Source organism: Corallococcus sp. CA053C, assembly GCF_003611675.1.
In the GTDB taxonomy this organism is placed as follows: Bacteria; Myxococcota; Myxococcia; order Myxococcales; family Myxococcaceae; genus Corallococcus.
In genome coordinates this window covers 1-16748 of sequence record NZ_RAWA01000012.1, presented here as the reverse complement: position 1 = coordinate 16748, position 16748 = coordinate 1, and the positions used below count along the sequence as shown (strand labels likewise).

At 70.8% G+C, this 16748-nt stretch carries 16 protein-coding genes and 1 pseudogene; 2 read left to right on the top strand and 15 right to left on the bottom strand.

Going from position 1 to position 16748, the window contains the following annotated elements:
• Position 1: 1 nt before the first annotated feature.
• Complete coding sequence (locus D7V97_RS03075; RefSeq protein WP_120609072.1) at positions 2-457, bottom strand: 2,4'-dihydroxyacetophenone dioxygenase family protein; 456 nt, start codon at positions 455-457, stop codon at positions 2-4.
• A gap of 83 nt (positions 458-540) precedes the next feature.
• Here D7V97_RS03075 and D7V97_RS03070 point away from each other — a divergent pair, with 83 nt between their 5' ends.
• Positions 541-1998: a PLP-dependent aminotransferase family protein gene (locus D7V97_RS03070; protein WP_120609071.1), complete on the top strand. Its 1458-nt coding sequence runs from the start codon at positions 541-543 to the stop codon at positions 1996-1998.
• On the opposite strand, the gene D7V97_RS03065 is transcribed toward D7V97_RS03070, so the two are convergent.
• The 11 genes from D7V97_RS03065 to D7V97_RS03015 all read right to left on the bottom strand — a co-directional run bounded on the left by D7V97_RS03065 (position 1970) and on the right by D7V97_RS03015 (position 12841).
• Positions 1970-2413 carry a nuclear transport factor 2 family protein gene (locus D7V97_RS03065; RefSeq protein WP_120609070.1) on the bottom strand — a complete coding sequence of 148 codons (444 nt, stop codon included), beginning with the start codon at positions 2411-2413 and terminating at the stop codon, positions 1970-1972. The two genes, D7V97_RS03070 and D7V97_RS03065, sit on opposite strands and share 29 nt — an antisense overlap.
• A gap of 26 nt (positions 2414-2439) precedes the next feature.
• Positions 2440-2568: a hypothetical protein gene (locus D7V97_RS46440; RefSeq protein ID WP_255424746.1), complete on the bottom strand. Its 129-nt coding sequence runs from the start codon at positions 2566-2568 to the stop codon at positions 2440-2442.
• On the bottom strand, positions 2565-3158 hold the full coding sequence (locus D7V97_RS03055) for a DUF2239 family protein (RefSeq protein ID WP_120609069.1): 594 nt from the start codon (positions 3156-3158) through the stop codon (positions 2565-2567). Before D7V97_RS03055 ends, D7V97_RS46440 begins: the two co-directional genes overlap by 4 nt.
• 70 nt (positions 3159-3228) lie before the next feature.
• Positions 3229-4074: a hypothetical protein gene (locus D7V97_RS03050; RefSeq protein WP_233582486.1), complete on the bottom strand. Its 846-nt coding sequence runs from the start codon at positions 4072-4074 to the stop codon at positions 3229-3231.
• A 110-nt stretch (positions 4075-4184) separates the two neighbouring features.
• On the bottom strand, positions 4185-5204 hold the full coding sequence (locus tag D7V97_RS03045; protein WP_199728684.1) for a hypothetical protein: 1020 nt from the start codon (positions 5202-5204) through the stop codon (positions 4185-4187).
• A 51-nt stretch (positions 5205-5255) separates the two neighbouring features.
• Positions 5256-6716: a hypothetical protein gene (locus D7V97_RS03040; protein WP_120609067.1), complete on the bottom strand. Its 1461-nt coding sequence runs from the start codon at positions 6714-6716 to the stop codon at positions 5256-5258.
• Positions 6717-6833: 117 nt separating this feature from the next.
• Positions 6834-8126, bottom strand: a complete 1293-nt coding sequence (locus D7V97_RS03035; RefSeq protein WP_120609066.1) for an amidohydrolase family protein — start codon at positions 8124-8126, stop codon at positions 6834-6836.
• A 94-nt stretch (positions 8127-8220) separates the two neighbouring features.
• Complete coding sequence (locus tag D7V97_RS03030; RefSeq protein ID WP_120609065.1) at positions 8221-8604, bottom strand: hypothetical protein; 384 nt, start codon at positions 8602-8604, stop codon at positions 8221-8223.
• Between the two features lie 14 nt (positions 8605-8618).
• Positions 8619-9089, bottom strand: coding sequence for a hypothetical protein (locus D7V97_RS03025; protein ID WP_120609064.1), 471 nt, complete (start codon positions 9087-9089; stop codon positions 8619-8621).
• A gap of 17 nt (positions 9090-9106) precedes the next feature.
• The gene (locus D7V97_RS03020) at positions 9107-11056 is read right to left on the bottom strand and encodes an FG-GAP-like repeat-containing protein (protein ID WP_120609063.1); all 1950 of its coding nucleotides are present in this window, start codon (positions 11054-11056) and stop codon (positions 9107-9109) included.
• A gap of 129 nt (positions 11057-11185) precedes the next feature.
• Positions 11186-12841 (bottom strand): cell wall anchor protein, encoded by a 1656-nt coding sequence (locus D7V97_RS03015; RefSeq protein WP_304988497.1) that lies wholly within the window; start codon positions 12839-12841, stop codon positions 11186-11188.
• Positions 12842-13060: 219 nt separating this feature from the next.
• Here D7V97_RS03015 and D7V97_RS03010 point away from each other — a divergent pair, with 219 nt between their 5' ends.
• Positions 13061-13651, top strand: a complete 591-nt coding sequence (locus tag D7V97_RS03010) for a DUF938 domain-containing protein (protein ID WP_120609062.1) — start codon at positions 13061-13063, stop codon at positions 13649-13651.
• An 11-nt stretch (positions 13652-13662) separates the two neighbouring features.
• Here D7V97_RS03010 and D7V97_RS03005 read toward each other — a convergent pair whose 3' ends face one another.
• The 3 genes and pseudogenes from D7V97_RS03005 to D7V97_RS44010 all read right to left on the bottom strand — a co-directional run.
• The gene (locus tag D7V97_RS03005) at positions 13663-14220 is read right to left on the bottom strand and encodes a hypothetical protein (RefSeq protein ID WP_120609061.1); all 558 of its coding nucleotides are present in this window, start codon (positions 14218-14220) and stop codon (positions 13663-13665) included.
• A gap of 202 nt (positions 14221-14422) precedes the next feature.
• Positions 14423-16216, bottom strand: a complete 1794-nt coding sequence (locus D7V97_RS03000; protein ID WP_120609060.1) for a tetratricopeptide repeat protein — start codon at positions 16214-16216, stop codon at positions 14423-14425.
• Positions 16217-16430: 214 nt separating this feature from the next.
• Positions 16431-16748: pseudogene (locus D7V97_RS44010) on the bottom strand (hypothetical protein); the annotation flags it as partial.

The following is a 16748-nucleotide window of genomic DNA, read 5'->3' as shown; positions in this document are numbered from 1 at the left end:
GCTACTCGCAGGTCGCGAGGAACTCCGCGCCGGTCTCCTGGCACCAGCGCCGGTAGCTCTCCAGCCGGTCGGCGGGCATCGCGGTGCGGAGGACCTGGCCGTCCTCGCCCAGGTACTCAATCCCGCCGCGCACATGGATGAGGATGACCACCGGCTCCTCGCCCACCACCTTCCAGCTGTCGACGTTGCCACGCGGTTCGTAGACGTAGCCGCCGGGGCCCACCACCTCCCCGGTGTCGAGCTGGCGACGGCCCGAGAGGTTGAAGGCGTGCACCTCGCCGGTGTGACGGTGGCGCGGGATGCGGGTGCCGGGCTCCAGCCGGAACAGGTACACCCAGCCACTCCCGTCGCGGAAGAAGCGGAGCGGCTTGAACGAGAGGCCCGGAGACTGCATGGGGAGCCACGGGATGCGTTCGGAGTCGACGGGAAGGGACGCGAGGACGGTGGAGGAGGTCATGGCGCCAGGGTGCCCCAACCCTGGACCTGTGGGAGGGCCAGGATTGACGATTTCCATGGGGCCAATCCATGGGAGCATCGGGCATGGATTTCCACGTCACCCTCCAGGGCCGCCGTGACCTGTCCGGGCAGATCTACCGCGAGCTGCGCGCGGCCATCCTCGACGGGCGCCTGCGACGTGGCGAGCGGCTGCCGCCCACCCGCGAGCTGGCGCTGCGCCTGGACGTGTCCCGCAACACCGTGAGCCTGGCCTACGAGTGGCTCACGGCCGAGGGGCTCCTGGAAGGGCGCACGCGCGCGGGCAGCTTCGTCCAGGGGGAGGCCGCCGCGCGACGCGGCCGGGCGGGAGGAGACGCTGGCGGTGTGCGCCTGCGCGCCCGGGCCTTCTGGCGCGAGCTGCCCGGGGAGCCCGTGCTCCAGGCTCCCGCCGCCTACGACTTCCGCGTCGGCATTCCGGAGACCTCGCACTTCCCCTTCGAGACGTGGCGCCGGCTGGTGGCGCGCCAGCTCCGGGCCACCGCGCTGTCCGAGGGGTATGCCGAAGCGGCGGGGCACGCGGGGCTGCGCGAAGCGGTGGCCCGGCACGTGGGCGTCGCGCGGGGCGTTCACGCGGAGGCGGACGATGTCCTCATCACGCATGGGGCGCAGCAGGCGCTCGACCTCGTGGGACGGGTGCTCATCGAACCGGGGGACTGCGTCGCGGTGGAGGACCCGGGCTATCCCCCTGCTCGGCAGTTGTTCCAGTCCCTGGGCGCGCGCGTCGTGCCCGTGCCCGTGGATGCGGAGGGGCTCGACGTGCGGGCGCTGCCGGACTCCGCGCGCCTCGTCTATGTCACGCCGTCCCATCAGTTCCCGCTGGGCATGCCCATGTCTCCGGCCCGGCGGAGCGCGCTGCTCGACTGGGCGAAGCAGCGGGACGCGGTGATCATCGAGGACGACTACGACAGCGAGTTCCGCTTCGGAGGCCGGCCCCTGGAGACGTTGCATGGGTTGGATCGCTCCGGCCGCGTCCTCTATGTGGGGTCGTTCTCGAAGGTGATGCTCCCGGTGCTGCGGCTGGGGTTCCTCATCGCGCCGCCGTCGCTCCAGCGGGAGCTGCGGTGGGCCAAGCGCGTGATGGACTGGCACAGCCAGCTCCCCGCGCAGGCGGCCCTCGCGCGCTTCATCGACGGGGGGATGCTGGCGCGGCACATCCGCAAGATGCGCCGTGAGTACGAGGAGCGGCACGAGCGCGTCCTGGAAGGGCTGACACGCCACTGCGGTGACTGGCTTCAGCCCCTGCCGTCGATGGCGGGCCTGCACCTGAGCGCGACGTTCCAGCGGGGAGGCCTGAAGCTGGAGCGGGAGGTGGTGGCGCGGGCCCAGGCCGCGGGTGTCGGGTTCGTCACGCTCTCGCGCTACTGCGCCGGGCCTAAAGCGAAGGCGGGCCTGGTGATTGGCTATGGCGCGATACCCACCTCGCGCATCGCGGAGGGACTGCGGCGCCTGGGCGTGTGCCTCGCCGCCGCGTCCCTCACTTCGCCAGTTTGGTCGCGTGGCTAGCGGCCAGCTTCCACTGGCCCTCGCGATACACCCAGGTGTCGGTGAACTGGTAGTCGCCCGCGAACTGCACCTTGCCGGAGTGGCCCTTGAGGGTGGTGATGCCGGTGATGACGGCGGCGTCGCCGTACAGGACGACCTTCTGGTGGTGGTTCTTGAAGACCTCGTAGACGGGGTCGCGCTTGGACACCTCCGCGAGGTTCTGGTCGAGGTTCGTCACGGTGCCCTTCGAGTCCGTGAGCGTGAACTGCTTGTCCAGGCTCTTGCGGAGGGTGTCCGCATCGCCGGCCTCGAAGGCGCGACAGATGGCCGCTTCGACCTTGAGCAGGTCGCGTTCGTCCTGCGCGGGGTCGCGTGCTTCCGCGGTGGCGCTCGCGGCGACGGCGAGGAGGGTGGTCAGCGGGGTCTGGAAGTTCATTCGCGGCTCCCTGCGGGGTTGAGGACTCAGGTGGCGATGCGAACCCGTTGCTTGCCCAGGTTGTTCCCTTCGAACAGGCCCCGCAGGGCCGTGGGCGCCTGTTCCAGTCCTTCGGCGATGGTTTCGGCGCACTGGCGGTTGATGGGCGCTCTCACGGTGTCTCCTTGGCGAACGCAGGGGCCGCGAGGCGGCGTGCGCAGTCGCGGATGTCCTCCGGCCACGCACGGGTCCACTTGTTGAAGCGCGTGCGGTCACCCGCGTAGAGCGCGCGGGCCGCCTCCTCGTAGCCCGGAGCGTTGCCGGCCATCGTGGTCATGAAGCGATCCGCGGCGGTCTGGGCCTGACGGACGCGGTCGGCCTCGCCGTGCGTCGCGCGGGCGGCCTCCACCAGCTTGCGCAGCGCTACGGAGGCGCCGCCGGGCTGGTGGGACAGCCACTCCCAATGCCGGGGCAGGAGCGTCACCTCGCGGGCCACCACGCCCAGCTTCGGACGTCCGGGGCCTCGGGGGTCGGAGCCTTCCGCCGTCGGTTCCGGCGCCGGCTGGAGGCGGGCGAGCACCTCCTCCAGCGAGCCGCGCAGGTGGAAGTCGACCTGCTGGCCCGTGGCGTCATCGAACAGCAGGAGGGATTCGGATTCGCCCGCGTCGAGCGCGCGGCGCGCCACGGTGACGACCTCGGCCGGTGGCCCGGAGGCAAGGAGGCGTTGTCCCGCGAAGGCGGTCCAGCAGGCGGAAGGTGAAGGCATGACGGGATATTACCCGGATATAAATGGGCGTCAATTATGCCCGGGTAATATGCCGCAGTGGGTTGAGCCGTCAGGGAGCCGCGCGACGCGTGGCCCGGCGGCGCCAGGGCCGGAGCGTGGCCAGGAGGGCCAGTGCGCTCAGGCCTCCCCCGGCCTGCGAACAACCGTGGTGTGACGTGCCCTCGGGGTCCTCTCCGGGCTCTTCTTCAGGGTCTTCTGGCAGCGCCTGGGCGCACGTCAGCTCGAAGTCCACGGTCACGGGCGGCAGCGTGAGGTGGGCGTGCTCCAGCGTGCCCTTGAGCGTGGCCTGGTGGCGTCCGGGCGTGAGGCCCCGGGTCGGGGGCATGGTGGGGTTTGGCTCCCCGCAGACCGTGTAGAGGAACATCAGGCCCCGGTTGTATTCGTAGAGATGGGTGTCTGGGTTTTCGCCCGTCGGAGTCAGCCCGCCGTGCTTCGCGTAGGACCAGGCTTCTCCGTCCACCTCCACCGACCAGTGCACCCACGGCAGGAACGGCACCAGCTCCGGCGACGGCGTGAAGCGCAGGGTGGTGGTGTCGCCCTCCGCCTGCGTGTTCCCGCAGCTCGAATCCCCATACACGGCGAAGGTCATCCGTTGAGGCGTCCCGGCCGTCAGGGTCCCGGTCGTCGTGGGCAGCGACAGGGCCGGGCCCGCGGTGAAGGTCGTGGCCTGGGTCTCCTGGGGTCCGCCGAAGTTGCAGACGCCCTTCGCTTCCAGACGGTAGGGGGTGCCCGGCACGAGCGGCGCGTCCGGGACCAGGACCTGCGTCTGGTGGGCTCCCGCCGTGACGCTCGCGGGCACCGGAGTCCCATCGTCCAGGAGCAGCCGCACGGTGGTCGGATCCACGCTCTCCAGGAGCGGTGGCACCACCACCAGCCCGGGGAGGTTCGCGGGCACTGCTGCGCCGTCAGCGGGGAGCGCGAAGCGTGTCCCTCGCAGGCAGTTGGGCGCGACGCAGGCGTGCGCTGAAGAAGGAAGGAGCGCTCCCATCCCCAGGAGGAACATCCCTACGGTGGCCAGCTTCGGGGTGTGTCCGTGCATGCCTCATCAGACACCGGAGGCTGGAAGGTTGGGACATGGCTCAGTGGGGACGCACTCCGCGCGCGCCGCCGCCAGAGCTGGAGCGTGGCGAGGAGCCCGAGCGCCGTGAGCCCGCCGCCCGCCTGCGAGCAGCCCTCGTCATCGGGGACAGGGTCGGCGGGCTTCTTCGGGCACGTCAATTCGAAGGGCACCTCCACCGACGGCAGCGGCGGATCCAGGTGTTCGAGCACCGGACGCAACGTGGCCACGTGTCGCCCTGGTTCGAGCCCCAGGTCCTGGGGATGCGCCGTCGGGGGAGTCACCTCGCAGACCGTGTAGAGCCACAGCAGGTCCCGCGTGTACTTCAGCCGGATCGTGTCGGCGAGCTCGCCGGTGGGCCCCAGCGAGCCGTGCGGTGCCGTGGCCCAGGGCTTGCCATCCACCTCCACCGTCCAGTGCACCCACGGAAGGAAGGGCACCAGCTCCGGCGCGGGCGTGAAGCGGAGCCGCAAGGAGCTGCCCTGCGTGTCCACCGAGCACGTCGCCCCTCCGATGACGGCGACGGTCCCCTGCTGCTCCAGGCCGGCCTCCAGCAGCCCCGTGGCCCTGGGCAGGGGCAGGGGGGCGCTCGCGGTGAAGGTCGCCCCCAGGGTGCCTGGCCCATACGGACAGGGGCTGTCACCCTCCAGGCGGTAGGCGGCTCCGGGAACGAGCGGCGCGGCGGGCACCACGACCGCGCTCCCGTGGGCGCTCGGGGTGACTGTCGCCGCCACGTCGGCGCCCTCGGCCGTGCGCAGGTGGACGCTGCCCGCGTCCAGGGTCTGGAAGATGGGGGGCACGATGAAGAGGGCGGGCAGGTTCGCGGGGACCTCCGCGCTCGCCGAGGTCGGAACGCTGCCCCCGCTGTCGCAGACGGGACCGCTGCAGGCCTCCGCGGAAGGGGGCAGTCCTGTCCCTCCCATCATGCACGTCACCACGCCCAGGGCCTTCCAGCCGCGTCTCGTCATGCGGCTTGAGACACCCGGGCCTGGAGGATTGGGACATCCGGCGGGAACGCGCTACCCCGCGAACGCGGTGGGGCGCCGGAAGATGGGCGGGAGGTGCGGCCGCTCCTTCTCCTCCGCGCGGGTGTGGACGGAGTTGAGGCGGTCCAGGAACTCGTCCTTGGGCATGCGCTCCGTGCGGCCCCAGGGGTTGGTGTACTCGACGTACTCCTCGCCCGTCTTCTCATCCACGCCGGTGCCCGTCACCACCACCTTGTGGCCGCCCCCCGTCCAGTCGATGCCCACCGCGACGGACTCGCCCTCGGCGGTGCGCTCCTGGATGAGGTCCCACGCCGTGGCCTCCTCCGTCGCCGTGTCGATGCCGGACATCGTGTCGTACTTGCGGCCGAAGACGGCCTCCGCGAGCCGGTCGCTCTCGCTCGCGTTCAGCCCCTTGTGCACCGCGTCGCCGTCCCCGTCGTAGTGCGTGTCCGTCCCGTCCTGGTAGTCCAGGTCCGCGCCGTTCGCCGCCTCCATCAACGCAGGCGCCAGCAGCTCCTGGCTCTCCGAACGCACGTCGTCGCCGAAGCCGTGCGCGTCGGTGCCCAGCGCCTCGCGCGCGATGACTGTCTTTCCGTCCGCCAGCGTCACCTGGCCCTCGGGGCTGGCCAGTCCGCTCACGAGCCGCACGTACTCGGCGGGGTTCTCCTTCACGAGCTGGATTTCCACCGCCGTCGCCGCGCAGGTCCCCTTGTTGCGCTGCCCGATGGACTCCGGGGTGGCCACCTCCTGCACCACGTCCGACAGGAGCTGCCCCCGGTCGATGCCCTCTCCCAGCTCCTGCGTGGCGAGCCCGTTCAACTGCTCCAACAGCGTGCCCCCGCCGCCCAGGGCCTCGTCACCGGGCAGGGAGCCCTTCAGCAGCAGCGTCTGCAGCGCGAGCGCGGCCACCGGATCCCCCTCCGGTTCGATGGCGAGCAGCTGCTCCTTCACCGCGAGGTACTGCGCTTGGTCGGTGGGTGAGAGGGATTGAAGCGCCTCCTGCTCCAGCGCGGCGTTCGACTCCACCATCTCCGCGGCCATCTGGTGGCGCGTCGACGTGGGGTCGGTGTCCTTCGTCGAGTTCACGTGCTCCGCGTCCCGGGTGATGTCCGCGCCCTCGTCCGTCTTCTTCTTGGAGTGGAGGTGGAAGCCCCCGAGCAGGAGGTCGGCCTGGGACAGCGCGCTCTCCCGGGTGCGCGGGCCGTCCTCGCCCAGCAGCGTGTTGAGCTTCGAGCGCTCGCGCAGCTTCCCCAGCTCCAGGTCGTTGTGCACTTCGCGCTGCGAAGGGCCCTGGCGGAACTCCTGCGGGTCGATGGCGACGGCGGGCGTCTGGGCGCGGCCCCCGGCAACGAGGCGGTTCGACTCCGGGGCGAAGCTGTCCCGCGTCGGCAGGCCCGTCGCACGGGGCGCCTGCGCGGACGGCGGCGCGGCCTTGGGGCCATCGGTGCGCGTGACGCGCGGAGGCGTGGCGTTCGGCGAGGGGATGCGGGACATGGGGACCCCAGGGCCCCGGATGGACACGTCCGGGCCCGGCGAGAGCGATGGGTGGAGGCTTGCTTTCTTGGATTGTCGCTCCCGGACTTCAGGAGTTGCGGCGTTGGGCGGGGGGCCTCAGCGTCGGTACAGCGTGCCGCCCTTCATCACCAGGCGCACCTGACGCACCGCGGAGATGTCCTGCGTCGGGTCGCCCTCCACGGCGACGAGGTCCGCGAGCAGCCCCGGCTTCACCTGCCCGATGCGGTCCTCCCAGTGCAGCATGCGCGCGTTGCCGGAGGTGGCTGCCTGGAGTGCCTGCGCGGGCGTCACGCCGCTGCCCACGAGCAGCTCCAGCTCTCGCGCATTGTCCCCGTGCGTGAAGACGCCCGAATCTCCGCCGACGCACAGCGGCACGCCCGCGGCCAGGGCGGCCTTGAGGCCCGCGCGCTTCTTCTGGGATGACTCCGGCTCCGGATCCACGCCCCGCTTCCAGCCGCGGTACTGGAGCATCGCGTCGCCCGCGGCCAGCGTGGGGCACAGGAACACGTTGCGCTGCGCCATCAGCTTCCAGACCTCGGGCGTGCCGCCGTCGCCGTGTTCGATGCTCTCCGCGCCGGCCAGCACCGCGCGCTTCATGCCCTCCGGCGTGCTGGCGTGCACCGCGACGGGGCGTCCGCCGCTCCTCGCCGTCTCCACGATGAGGCGCATCTCCTCCTGGGAGAAGGTGGGCAGCGCCTCGCCGCGCGGGCCCCAGCGGTAGTCGCCGTAGACCTTGATCCAGTCCGCGCCGCGCCCCATCTGGCCGCGCACCGCGCGCGTCAGCCCATCCACGCCGTCCGCCTCCTCCGCGCCCTGGGGCACCGTCCATTCCGAGGCGAGCCCCTTGGGGCCGTAGCTGCCGGTGGCGACCAGCGCGCGCGTGGTGACGACCATGCGCGGGCCCGGGATGATGCCCTGGTCAATGGCTTGCTTGAGGCCCACGTCCGCGTCGCCCGCGCCCTCGGTGCCCAGGTCGCGCGTGGTGGTGAAGCCCGCGAGCAGTGCAGCCTTCGCGTGGTTCGTGGCCCGAGCGACGCGCAGCGCCAGGGACTCCTTGAGTACCTGGTCGTTCCAGGGCGCCTCGTTGTACGGGTGCAGGAACAGGTGCGAGTGGCCTTCGATGAGCCCCGGCAGCAGCGTGGTGCCCGGCAGGTCGATGACCTCCGTGCCCTCCGGCGCCTTCAATCCCTGGGCAGGACCCGCCGCGACGATGCGCTCCCCGGTGACGAGCACCGCCCAGCCCGCGTGAGGCTTGGACGTGGTGCCGTCGAAGACGCGCGCTGGCCGCAGCAGGTACGAGCGGGGCGGCGTGGCCGCGGGAGCCTGGGCCCGGACGGACGCGGAGACGAGGACGGCGAACAGGACGGTGGCGAAGAGGGGAGCGCGCATGTCGGGGCGGCAGTCTGCGCGGTGCCACCCTCACTGCGCCAGGGCGCGGAACCCTCACCCTACAGTCATTGGGGGGGTGGCATTCACAGGGTGTTCATTTCTTGAGCTTCTCAAGGTCCTGCGGCGTGAGAGATGGCGCCAGCGTGAGCTCACCGGCCTCGTCTCTCCAGACAGCATGGGTCTTCCCCGCGACCCTGACCAGGGAGCCAACGTCACGTCCCTGGGCCTGCGTCAACCACTGGCGGGCGTCCGGCATCGAGACGAACTCGTGCTCGATGAGGTTCGCATCGGTGGCGGGAGTCTGCGCGTCTCGCAGGTAGCTCCTGAAGCCATCGAGCATCGACAGCTTGTCGATGTAGTGCAGGCCGTAGGCCGCGATTCGCAGCGTTCGCTCTTCTTCGGGAGTCGCGGCCTGCGCGAGACGCTCCATGACGGGGAAGAGTGCGTCGAAGTCGAAGTCGTCGAGAGGGGAGGTCATGGGCTCCTGGGATGTTAGAGGGCGGCCGCGATGGGGAGGAGGACCAATGCTCCCGAACCCCCCGTGCCCACGACAAAAGCCGCTCCTGCCACGAAGACGACGGTTCCCACGAGGAGCTCCGTCTCGTGCTCATGGACCCACTGAAGCGCGCCTTGCATGGTCGGGAATGCGACAGGGCGCGACTTGAGCTCCTCGATGCAGCGCATGTACTTCTTCAGGCAGAGATTCGCGCAGTAGGTGCCATAGCTCTTGTCGCCCCGCTTGTAGGGCCACGGTGGCGGTGCCTTCCAGCACTCCGCGAAGCATTCAATCTGCTCCTGGTCGCAGTCTCGATGGGCGTTGGCGACAAGGATGAGTTCCCGGGTCCTGCTGGGAACCGCCGTGCCGGGCTCGAATGCTTCGTCCTTCCGGATGACCTCGCCTCCAGCACTGCACGCCGTGGCGAGGGCGGCGAACAGCAGGGTGGCTGGGAGTAGGGCGCGCATGTCGGGGAGATGTCACGTCACTGCGCCAGCGCGCGGAACACCTTGGTGTCGCCGTCGTAGCTGTTGGGGTTCCAGTACACCTTGTCCGCGCCGCCCCGGCCGTCGATGTCCGCGAAGGCGAAGGTGGTGTTCTCCGAACCGCTGTAGCCGGTGTTGTCCATCACCGGGCTGCCCGCGAAGTTCGTGCCCGTGCTCGGGTAGATCTGCATCCGGCCCTGGCGGTAGGTGGGACGCCAGAAGACCTTGTCCGCCTTGCCGTCACCGTCCACGTCCGCGAAGTAGAGGCGCGTCGTGTCCACGCCGCTGGTGCCCGCGTCGTGCGCGAACGCGAACGCGAAGGCCCCCGCGCCCGTGGCCTGGTACACGCGCGTGCGGCCCCCGTCCTGGTCCGGGTTCCACAGGAGGCGGTCCGCCTTGCCGTCACCGTCCACGTCCGCGAAGTACACGCGCGTGCCTTCGCTCGTGTTCGCTCCCAACGTGCTCTGCACCGCCGCGCCGAAGGCCGGCGTCCCGGCGCACTTCGCCACGAAGGTCTCGAAGGCACCGGCCCGCTCCTTTGGGTTCCAGCGCAGCAGGTCCGCGCATCCATCCCCCGTCACGTCCGCGAACGACAGGCGCGTGGACTCGCTCTGGCTCGCCGCCTGGAAGACAGACACGCGGTCACCAAAGGTGCCGTCGCACTTCGACGGGTAGATGCGCACCTCGCCGTCTCCCAGCGTGGGCCGCCAGAGGACCTTGTCCGCGCACCCATCCCCGGTGACGTCCGCGAACGAGAACCGCGTCGTCGACACCGCGCTGAACGCACCCTCGTTCTTCACCGCCGCGGCGAAGCTCCCGTCACACTTCGACTTCGCCACCCACGTCTCCCCTCCGCCCAGGGTCGCGTTCCAGGAGATGCGGTCCGCGCACCCATCCCCGGTGACGTCCGCGAAGAACACCTGCGTGGCCGCGGAGGTGCCGCCCGGCGTCGCAGAGAAGGTGGAGCCGGCGGAGAAGAGGGCAGGGCGAATGGTGGCGAGCACCGCGAAGTGATCCGACGGCGTGTTGCCGCCGCTCGCCGTCCGGTCGATGACGGGCGCGGACGACGTGAGCGCACCCCCGTTGTGGAAGATGTAGTCCAGCCGCGCGTAGGTCGTGGAGGGCGTGCCGTCCCACGCGTTGTTGAAGGTGGCGTCGTCCTCGCCTGTCGTGCCGTCGAAGCGCGCCGTGCGGAACAGCTTCGCCCCCGCCTCCAGGTCCTCGATGGTGCTCTCCCCCTGCGTGGACGGACTCTGCGCGTCCGAGTTGAAGTCCCCCATCGCGATGACAGGCAGCCCCGCGGGCTTCGTGGCGAGGAACGCGGCCATCTGCGCCGCCTCCTTCACCCGGCCCAGCGAACACGCCGCCGCATAGGCGAAGTGCGTGTTCGCCACGAAGTACACCTGGCCCGACGTCAGGTCGCGCAAGCCCACCCAGGCGATCTTCTTGCCCTCCGCGTGGCTGAAGCACGTCGTACCGGAGGCGTAGGGGTTCACCAGCGCCTCGTTGCCCTGGCCCACCTCGGTGGCGAGCTCGAAGCGGCTCTTCTTGAAGAAGATGAGCTTCGGACTGCCGCCGCCAGGGTTGTAGACGCCGTAGGGCTTGTCGGTGCCCGTGAGGCCCGCGATGAGGTCCGCCGGGATGCTGGGCCCGCCCACCGGGGCCTGCGCCTCCTGCACGCCCACGATGTCCGCGTTGTTCGCGAGGATGCGCTGAAGGACCGCCGCCTTGCGGTTGGGCCAGGCGAGCACACCCGTGTCCAGCGGCCCCCGCACGTTGTACGTCATCACCCGGAACGCCTGGTGCGCTGTCGTCGCCGCGGCGCGGGCCTCTCCCAGCAGCGCATCACTGGAGGGCAGGTCGCCCGGTGCGCCCTCCTGGGGACCGCAGCCACCCACCAGGGACGCCACCAGCGCGGACAGCACGAAGCCGGTTTGGAAAAATCGCATGACTGCGATTACACGAGCAAAACGGGAAAGAACATCAATTCCATTCCCATTGAACGATTCCGGATGTTTCACACGAAGGGGCCGCGCCCGGCGTGAAGCCGGGCGCGGCCGTGGGTGACTGCGATTGGGCTACTGGCGCACGACGCGCCTGAGCTTGAAGGGCGAGGGGGTCTCGCTCATCGTGTAATAGGCCGTGCCGGTGGAGTCGTACTCGATGGCCTCGCCCTGGCCCTCCACCGTGTCCGTCAGGGAGACGGGGGTGGCGGCGAAGGCGGTCTCGAAGGCCGCGCCCGGGGCCGCGCGGAACTCATACACCTTGCGGTAGGTGCGCAAGAGGAAGCGGTTCGCGCACGGGTGGATGTTGCCCGACGTGGCCGCGCCGTAGTTGGCGTCCGTGGCGCTGGTGGGCAGCGTGAGGTTGGCCACGAAGACGAGGGTGGACATCGTGCCTGGCGCCGGCAGCGGCTGGGGGAACTTGTAGACCTTGGACGCGCCCGTGTAGGACTTGGTGATGATGTAGATGTCGCCCGTGGTGGGGTGGACCATGATGGTCTCCGCGTCCTTGGGCGTGTCCGGGTACTGGAACGGGAAGGCCGTCGCGGTGAGGCTGCCGCTCGTCTGGCCCGCGCCGATGTTGGGCTCCGGGATGCGGTAGACGGCGAAGGTGGACGGCGGCGTGGGGAAGTTGGCGCTCGCGCGGCCAATGTCACCCATGTAGATGCACTGGCCGGTGGGGCACGGCCCGGAGGCGACGTCCTCCCAGTCCGCGGGCGTCACGTTGGACACGTTGAAGGTGCCCAGGGTGCTCGCGTCGGCGGTGCTGATGGCCACGATGGCGGTGGTGTCCTCGTTGTGCACGTAGAGGACGCCCGGCGTCAGGCGGCTCATCGCCAGGCCCGACGGCTCCACGATGGCGGGGGACGCCACGTTGCCCTGGATCGTGTACGTGGTGGCGAAGGTGTCACCCGCGGAGCAGGACGCGGACGCGCCCGCCGCGCGCAGGGCGACGACCTGCGCGATGTTCGTCTCCGCGTAGGGCGACGAGCCGTTGAACGCGCCCTGGGCTCCCGCGACGCCCAGGTCCATGTGGGCCACGTCGAAGAGCAGGCCCGTGGACGAGGACACGAGGCAGGTGTCGAGCGGCTCCGCGAAGCCCGTGGGCGGCACGATGGGGCTCGTGGGGCACGCGGCGCCCGTCCAGATCTGCGAGCCGAACCACACCGCGACGCCGTTGGATGTGCTCGTGGTGATGGCGGGCGTGTTGAAGCTGGCCGTGGTGCCGTTCTTCTGGCCGGCCTGCGCGTCGATGGGGTTCGTGGGGTCCGCGCCGGAGAACGCGGAAATGGTGCCGGCCATGTAGCTGGCCAGGTCCAGGTTGAACGCGTAGCTGGCGGGCTCGGACGCGGTCGCGACCTTGTAGAAGACCCACGCCTTGATCTGCGACGCGCTCTGGTCCGAGCGCAGCAGCGTCCAGCCCGCGGGCGCCGTCGCCACCGCGGCCACGACGTTGCGGTTGATGATGCGCGCCAGCAGCACGTCACCCGCCACCGTGCCCGCGGGCGTGGGGATTGTCAGAGAGGTGATGCTCTTGCCGGTCGCGCTGCTGCTGCTCCGGTAGGCGATGTTGGACACCGCCTGTCGCGTCGCGCCGACCTCGGCGGAGACGCCCTCCTGCTCGGAGGGGGAAGAGGGGTCCGTGTCCAGCGGACCGCAACCCGCGACCGCGAGCAGCGACACCGAGCACAGCATGCGTGAGACATTGCGATTGAAGAACTTCAAGGTCACTCCAGCCTGGATGGTGATGCGAGACGAACATCCACGAGAACGACTGCGTTCTCGCTTTCGCAGGAAGTTGTCGGAAAGGGCGAAGGAGTGTTGCGGAATTCCCGCACGTCGTTGGTTCGTGTCGCCCGTGGGTGCAATCTTCCGCGAGGAGCCCTTTGGACAAGGTTGACCGTGGGTGTGGGCTTCCCTCGCGTGCGCGGGTGTGGAAGGACGGCGGCCATGATGCGCCACGCCCCCGCCACCGAGCGCAACCGCGAACCGCTCCTCGCCGTCCTCCGGGAGGTGCTGCCCGCTTCGGGCGTGTTGTTGGAGGTGGCGAGCGGCACCGGCCAGCACGCGGTCTTCTTCGCCCGGGCGTTCCCGGGGTTGTCCTGGCAGCCGACGGACGGGGACCCTGGAGCGCTGGAGAGCATCAATGCGTGGCGCGCGGAGGAGGGGACGCCCAACCTGCTGCCCGCGCGCATGCTGGACGCGAGCTCCGACGCGTGGCCGGTGGAGCACGCGGACGCGATGCTCTGCGTGAACATGATCCACATCGCCCCGTGGGAGGCGTGTCAGGGCCTGATGCGGGGCGCGGCGCGGGTGCTGCGCGCGGGCGGGCGGCTCGTTCTCTACGGGCCCTACTTCGTGGAGGGCACGGTGCCCGCGCCCAGCAACGTCGCCTTCGACGAGTCGCTCCGGGCCCGGGACCCGACCTGGGGCGTGCGTGAGCTGGGCGCGGTCACCGCGGAGGCGCTGCGACACGGGCTCACCCGGGAGCGCGTGGTGGAGATGCCGAGCAACAACCTCACGGTCGTGTTCAGCCGGTAGGCGCTCTCAGGCTACATGCCGGGGCAGTGGCCGCCCTTGAGCTGGCGGGCCGTCTCGTGGACCTCGTCGATGAGCTGACGCTTCTGCATCGTGTCCATGGCGGAGTAGGTGACGGTGATGCCGTCCTGCGTGTCCTGCGCCACCGCGCGGGACGGCACGGTCGGCGCTCCGGCGGTGTCCAGGGCACCGCCACCTCCGGTGCCGCTCTCATCGCGGCCGGCCTGCTCCTCCGTCGCGCTGTCGCCCAGGTCCTCTTCCTGCGCCAGGTCCATGGGCGTCTGCCCCTGGGTGCGCCGGGCTTGTTCGTCCAGCATCCGCCGGCTGCGAAGCTGGAGGTCCGCCACCTGCGTCGGATCCGACGTGGTGAAGATGAGCGCCACCCCGTCCGACGTGTCCTCGGTGCGGACCTGTGCTCCTGGCACGGCCATGGGGCAGCGCTGATCCACGGACGACTGCGCGGAGGGGGAACTCGCTTGGTGCGACGTGGACTTGTGCATCTCCTGCTTGGAACAGCCCGCGGAGAAGCACAGCGTCGCGGACGCGGTGAGGGCCAGCGAGAGTCTGGACATGGGCACGGTGCGACTCCTCTGTCGTGAGAGTCCTTCGTGCGGAACGTGGGGACGTGGGCCCGGCCTTCGCAACAGGCCCCGGCGCGCGGGGCGCCTGGCGGCCCCACCCGGGAGGCAGGGGCCTCCATCGCGAAGTCGACAGGGAACATCCTCGCGCGGGATTTCGTCCCACCCGTGTCGGGGGCCTGTGTTTGCCCCCGGCTCACCACACCGCTTCGAGCTGGAGCATCACGCCATGCTTCTCGTAGATGCCATTCGTGTAGTCATACACATGGCAGAGGCGCTCCGCGCCCTCGCACGCGGCGGTGTCCTCGTCGGTGAGTCGCATGTCGATGTTGGAGCGGTTCACCAGCAGCTCGTAACGCGCGGAGAGTCGGAAGTGCTCCGACAGCCTCGCGCTCAGGGACGGGCCCAGCGAGAAGCGCACGTCCTCGCGGCGGCGTGCGTTCCAGGTCTCGGTGGCGCCGTCGGTCGTCTCGACGCGCAGCGAGCTGTCTTCGAGGTAGCGGCGCCACTCCACCTCCGCATCCACGCTGGCGGTGAGCCAGGGCAGGGGTTGCCACCGTCCGGAGCCCCCGACGGCGTGGCTCATGAAGCCGAAGGGAATGACATACGCCTGCGATGCGACGGTGGCCTCCGTGGGGGTGATGGCTTGCACCAGCGTGCCGATGCGGTCCTGCCGGTAGCGGTACCACGCCGTGAAGCTGCCGGAGCGCAGCCGCCCTTCTTGGGACAGCGTGGCCTCCAGGCGGGGCCCGGTGAGGTACGCGAACTCCTCTCCGAGCCCGTCCTTGCCGGAGAAGCCCAGGTCCAGCCGGGTGCTGGTGTGTTCGGTCTCGTCCCACGCGAGCCACGCGCCCGCGTTCACCGCCGCCTGCAGCCCTCGGAAGTCCTCCAGGCCGGTGAAGAACAGGTCCCCGCCCGCGAGCAGGCCCATGCGCACGCGGCGCGCGGCCTCCCACTCCACCGCCGCCGTCGCCCGGTGGAGCTGGAGCGAGTAGTCCTGGACCGAGCTCAGGGCGTAGGCCCGCTGCGTGCCGCCGTAGGAGAGGGTCGCGAAGAGTCCGTCCGACAGTCGGAAGCGCGCGGTGAGGCCCACGTTCGCTTCGGCGAAGGCGCTCGCGGTGTCCAGGTCCGTGGTGGCTCCGGAGACGTCTCGCGCGGCGATGCCCACCTGGAGCACGTTGCTGTCGAAGCCCGGCCCCACGCTCGCGGTGGCCCAACCACCGGGGCCGGTCAATCGCAGTCCAAAGGACAGCAGGTCCAGGTACTGGTGCGCGGTCCTCCGGTCCAGCGGAGTCAGGGGCAGCGTGAGCGCCGACGTGAGGTCCTCGTGGGCTTCGGCGCGCGCTCCCAGTCGGTAGGCCGCGGCGCCCGCCATGAGGCGTGCCCGTCCGGAGTCGGGCGTCAGCGTCGCGGCGCGCAGGAAGTGGGCGCGCGCCTCGTCGAAGCGGCCGGCATCGAAGGCCGCGAGCCCCTGGCGGTAGGCTTCGTCCCCTTCGTTGACGGTGGGGGCTGGCGTGAGGAGCGCGCGCAACTCCTCCACCAGGGGAGCCTCTTCGGCGGAGGCCCCGGCCGCGGCGCGCTCCGCCCATTGCGCGGCACGCTCGGGTGAGCCCGCGTCGAACGCCGCGAAGCCCGCGTTGGCCCAGGCGACCCGCGCGAGTGGGGCCTCGGCGCGGACCTGGGCGAAGGCCTGCTCGGCCTCCTCGAAGCGGCCCAGGGCGTAGAGACAGGCGCCCCGGTTGAAGTTCCACCCGTCGGGTTCGGGAGCGTCCGGCGCCTGTCCCGCGGCGTCGAGCGCTTCCAGGGCTTCCGCGGGCCGGCCGGTGCGGAAGCGCGCCAGTCCCACGAGGTAGAGCGCGGCGCCGGACGGTGCGGCCTGGAGCGCCTGCTGCTCCGCCTCCGCGTAGCGGCCCGCCGCGAAGGCCTGGCGTGCGTCCTCCAACGGCTCACCGGCCGTGAGCGCCACCAGGAGCAGGAGGCCCGTCCACATGCTCACGGACGTACCTCATTCCGTGAGGGCCGGCGCGGGAACCGTGCTCCGTGCACGCAGACGCGGCCCCGCCCATCCGGTCCGATCCCCGGTGCCATGAGGAGGCACCGCCCGCTGGGACTCCTCGGAGACAGGGGCACCGCCGCCGCCGGGAGCGCGTTGACGCACCCCGAAGCCGCGGGCCGCGTCGGTCGCGCGGGGCCTGTCACGGCGCTCATCGCCGGGGTTGCTGGTTGGGCGGCGGCTGAAACGGAGGCGGTTGCTGGTTGGGGGGCGGTCGCGCGCCGTCGGTCCTCGGGGACGGCGAGCGCATGTGGCCGTCATCCCCCGGCGGGCGCTGCCCATTGGGACGACCCGGCCCGGGGCCCTCCTTCGGGCCTCGTGTCCCCGCACCGGGAGGCGGACGGATGGCCTCCCCTCCTCGCGGCGGAGGCGCGGGACGCTCCACCTTCATGCGGCCCAGGATGGTGTCCACCTTCTCTCCCGGCGCGATGACATCCACCGTGTGCGAGCTGCGCACGTGCGCCTGCTG

Excerpts from the sequence above, each read along its gene's own strand:
- D7V97_RS03075 (WP_120609072.1), bottom strand. The coding sequence starts at position 457 with ATGACCTCCTCCACCGTCCTCGCGTCCCTTCCCGTCGACTCCGAACGC.
- D7V97_RS03005 (WP_120609061.1), bottom strand. The coding sequence starts at position 14,220 with ATGTCCAGACTCTCGCTGGCCCTCACCGCGTCCGCGACGCTGTGCTTC.
- D7V97_RS03010 (WP_120609062.1), top strand. The coding sequence starts at position 13,061 with ATGATGCGCCACGCCCCCGCCACCGAGCGCAACCGCGAACCGCTCCTC.
- D7V97_RS03065 (WP_120609070.1), bottom strand. The coding sequence starts at position 2,413 with ATGAACTTCCAGACCCCGCTGACCACCCTCCTCGCCGTCGCCGCGAGC.
- D7V97_RS03025 (WP_120609064.1), bottom strand. The coding sequence starts at position 9,089 with ATGCGCGCCCTACTCCCAGCCACCCTGCTGTTCGCCGCCCTCGCCACG.
- D7V97_RS03000 (WP_120609060.1), bottom strand. The coding sequence starts at position 16,216 with ATGTGGACGGGCCTCCTGCTCCTGGTGGCGCTCACGGCCGGTGAGCCG.
- D7V97_RS03045 (WP_199728684.1), bottom strand. The coding sequence starts at position 5,204 with ATGACGAGACGCGGCTGGAAGGCCCTGGGCGTGGTGACGTGCATGATG.
- D7V97_RS03020 (WP_120609063.1), bottom strand. The coding sequence starts at position 11,056 with ATGCGATTTTTCCAAACCGGCTTCGTGCTGTCCGCGCTGGTGGCGTCC.
- D7V97_RS03030 (WP_120609065.1), bottom strand. The coding sequence starts at position 8,604 with ATGACCTCCCCTCTCGACGACTTCGACTTCGACGCACTCTTCCCCGTC.
- D7V97_RS03070 (WP_120609071.1), top strand. The coding sequence starts at position 541 with ATGGATTTCCACGTCACCCTCCAGGGCCGCCGTGACCTGTCCGGGCAG.
- D7V97_RS03055 (WP_120609069.1), bottom strand. The coding sequence starts at position 3,158 with ATGCCTTCACCTTCCGCCTGCTGGACCGCCTTCGCGGGACAACGCCTC.
- D7V97_RS03040 (WP_120609067.1), bottom strand. The coding sequence starts at position 6,716 with ATGTCCCGCATCCCCTCGCCGAACGCCACGCCTCCGCGCGTCACGCGC.
- D7V97_RS03035 (WP_120609066.1), bottom strand. The coding sequence starts at position 8,126 with ATGCGCGCTCCCCTCTTCGCCACCGTCCTGTTCGCCGTCCTCGTCTCC.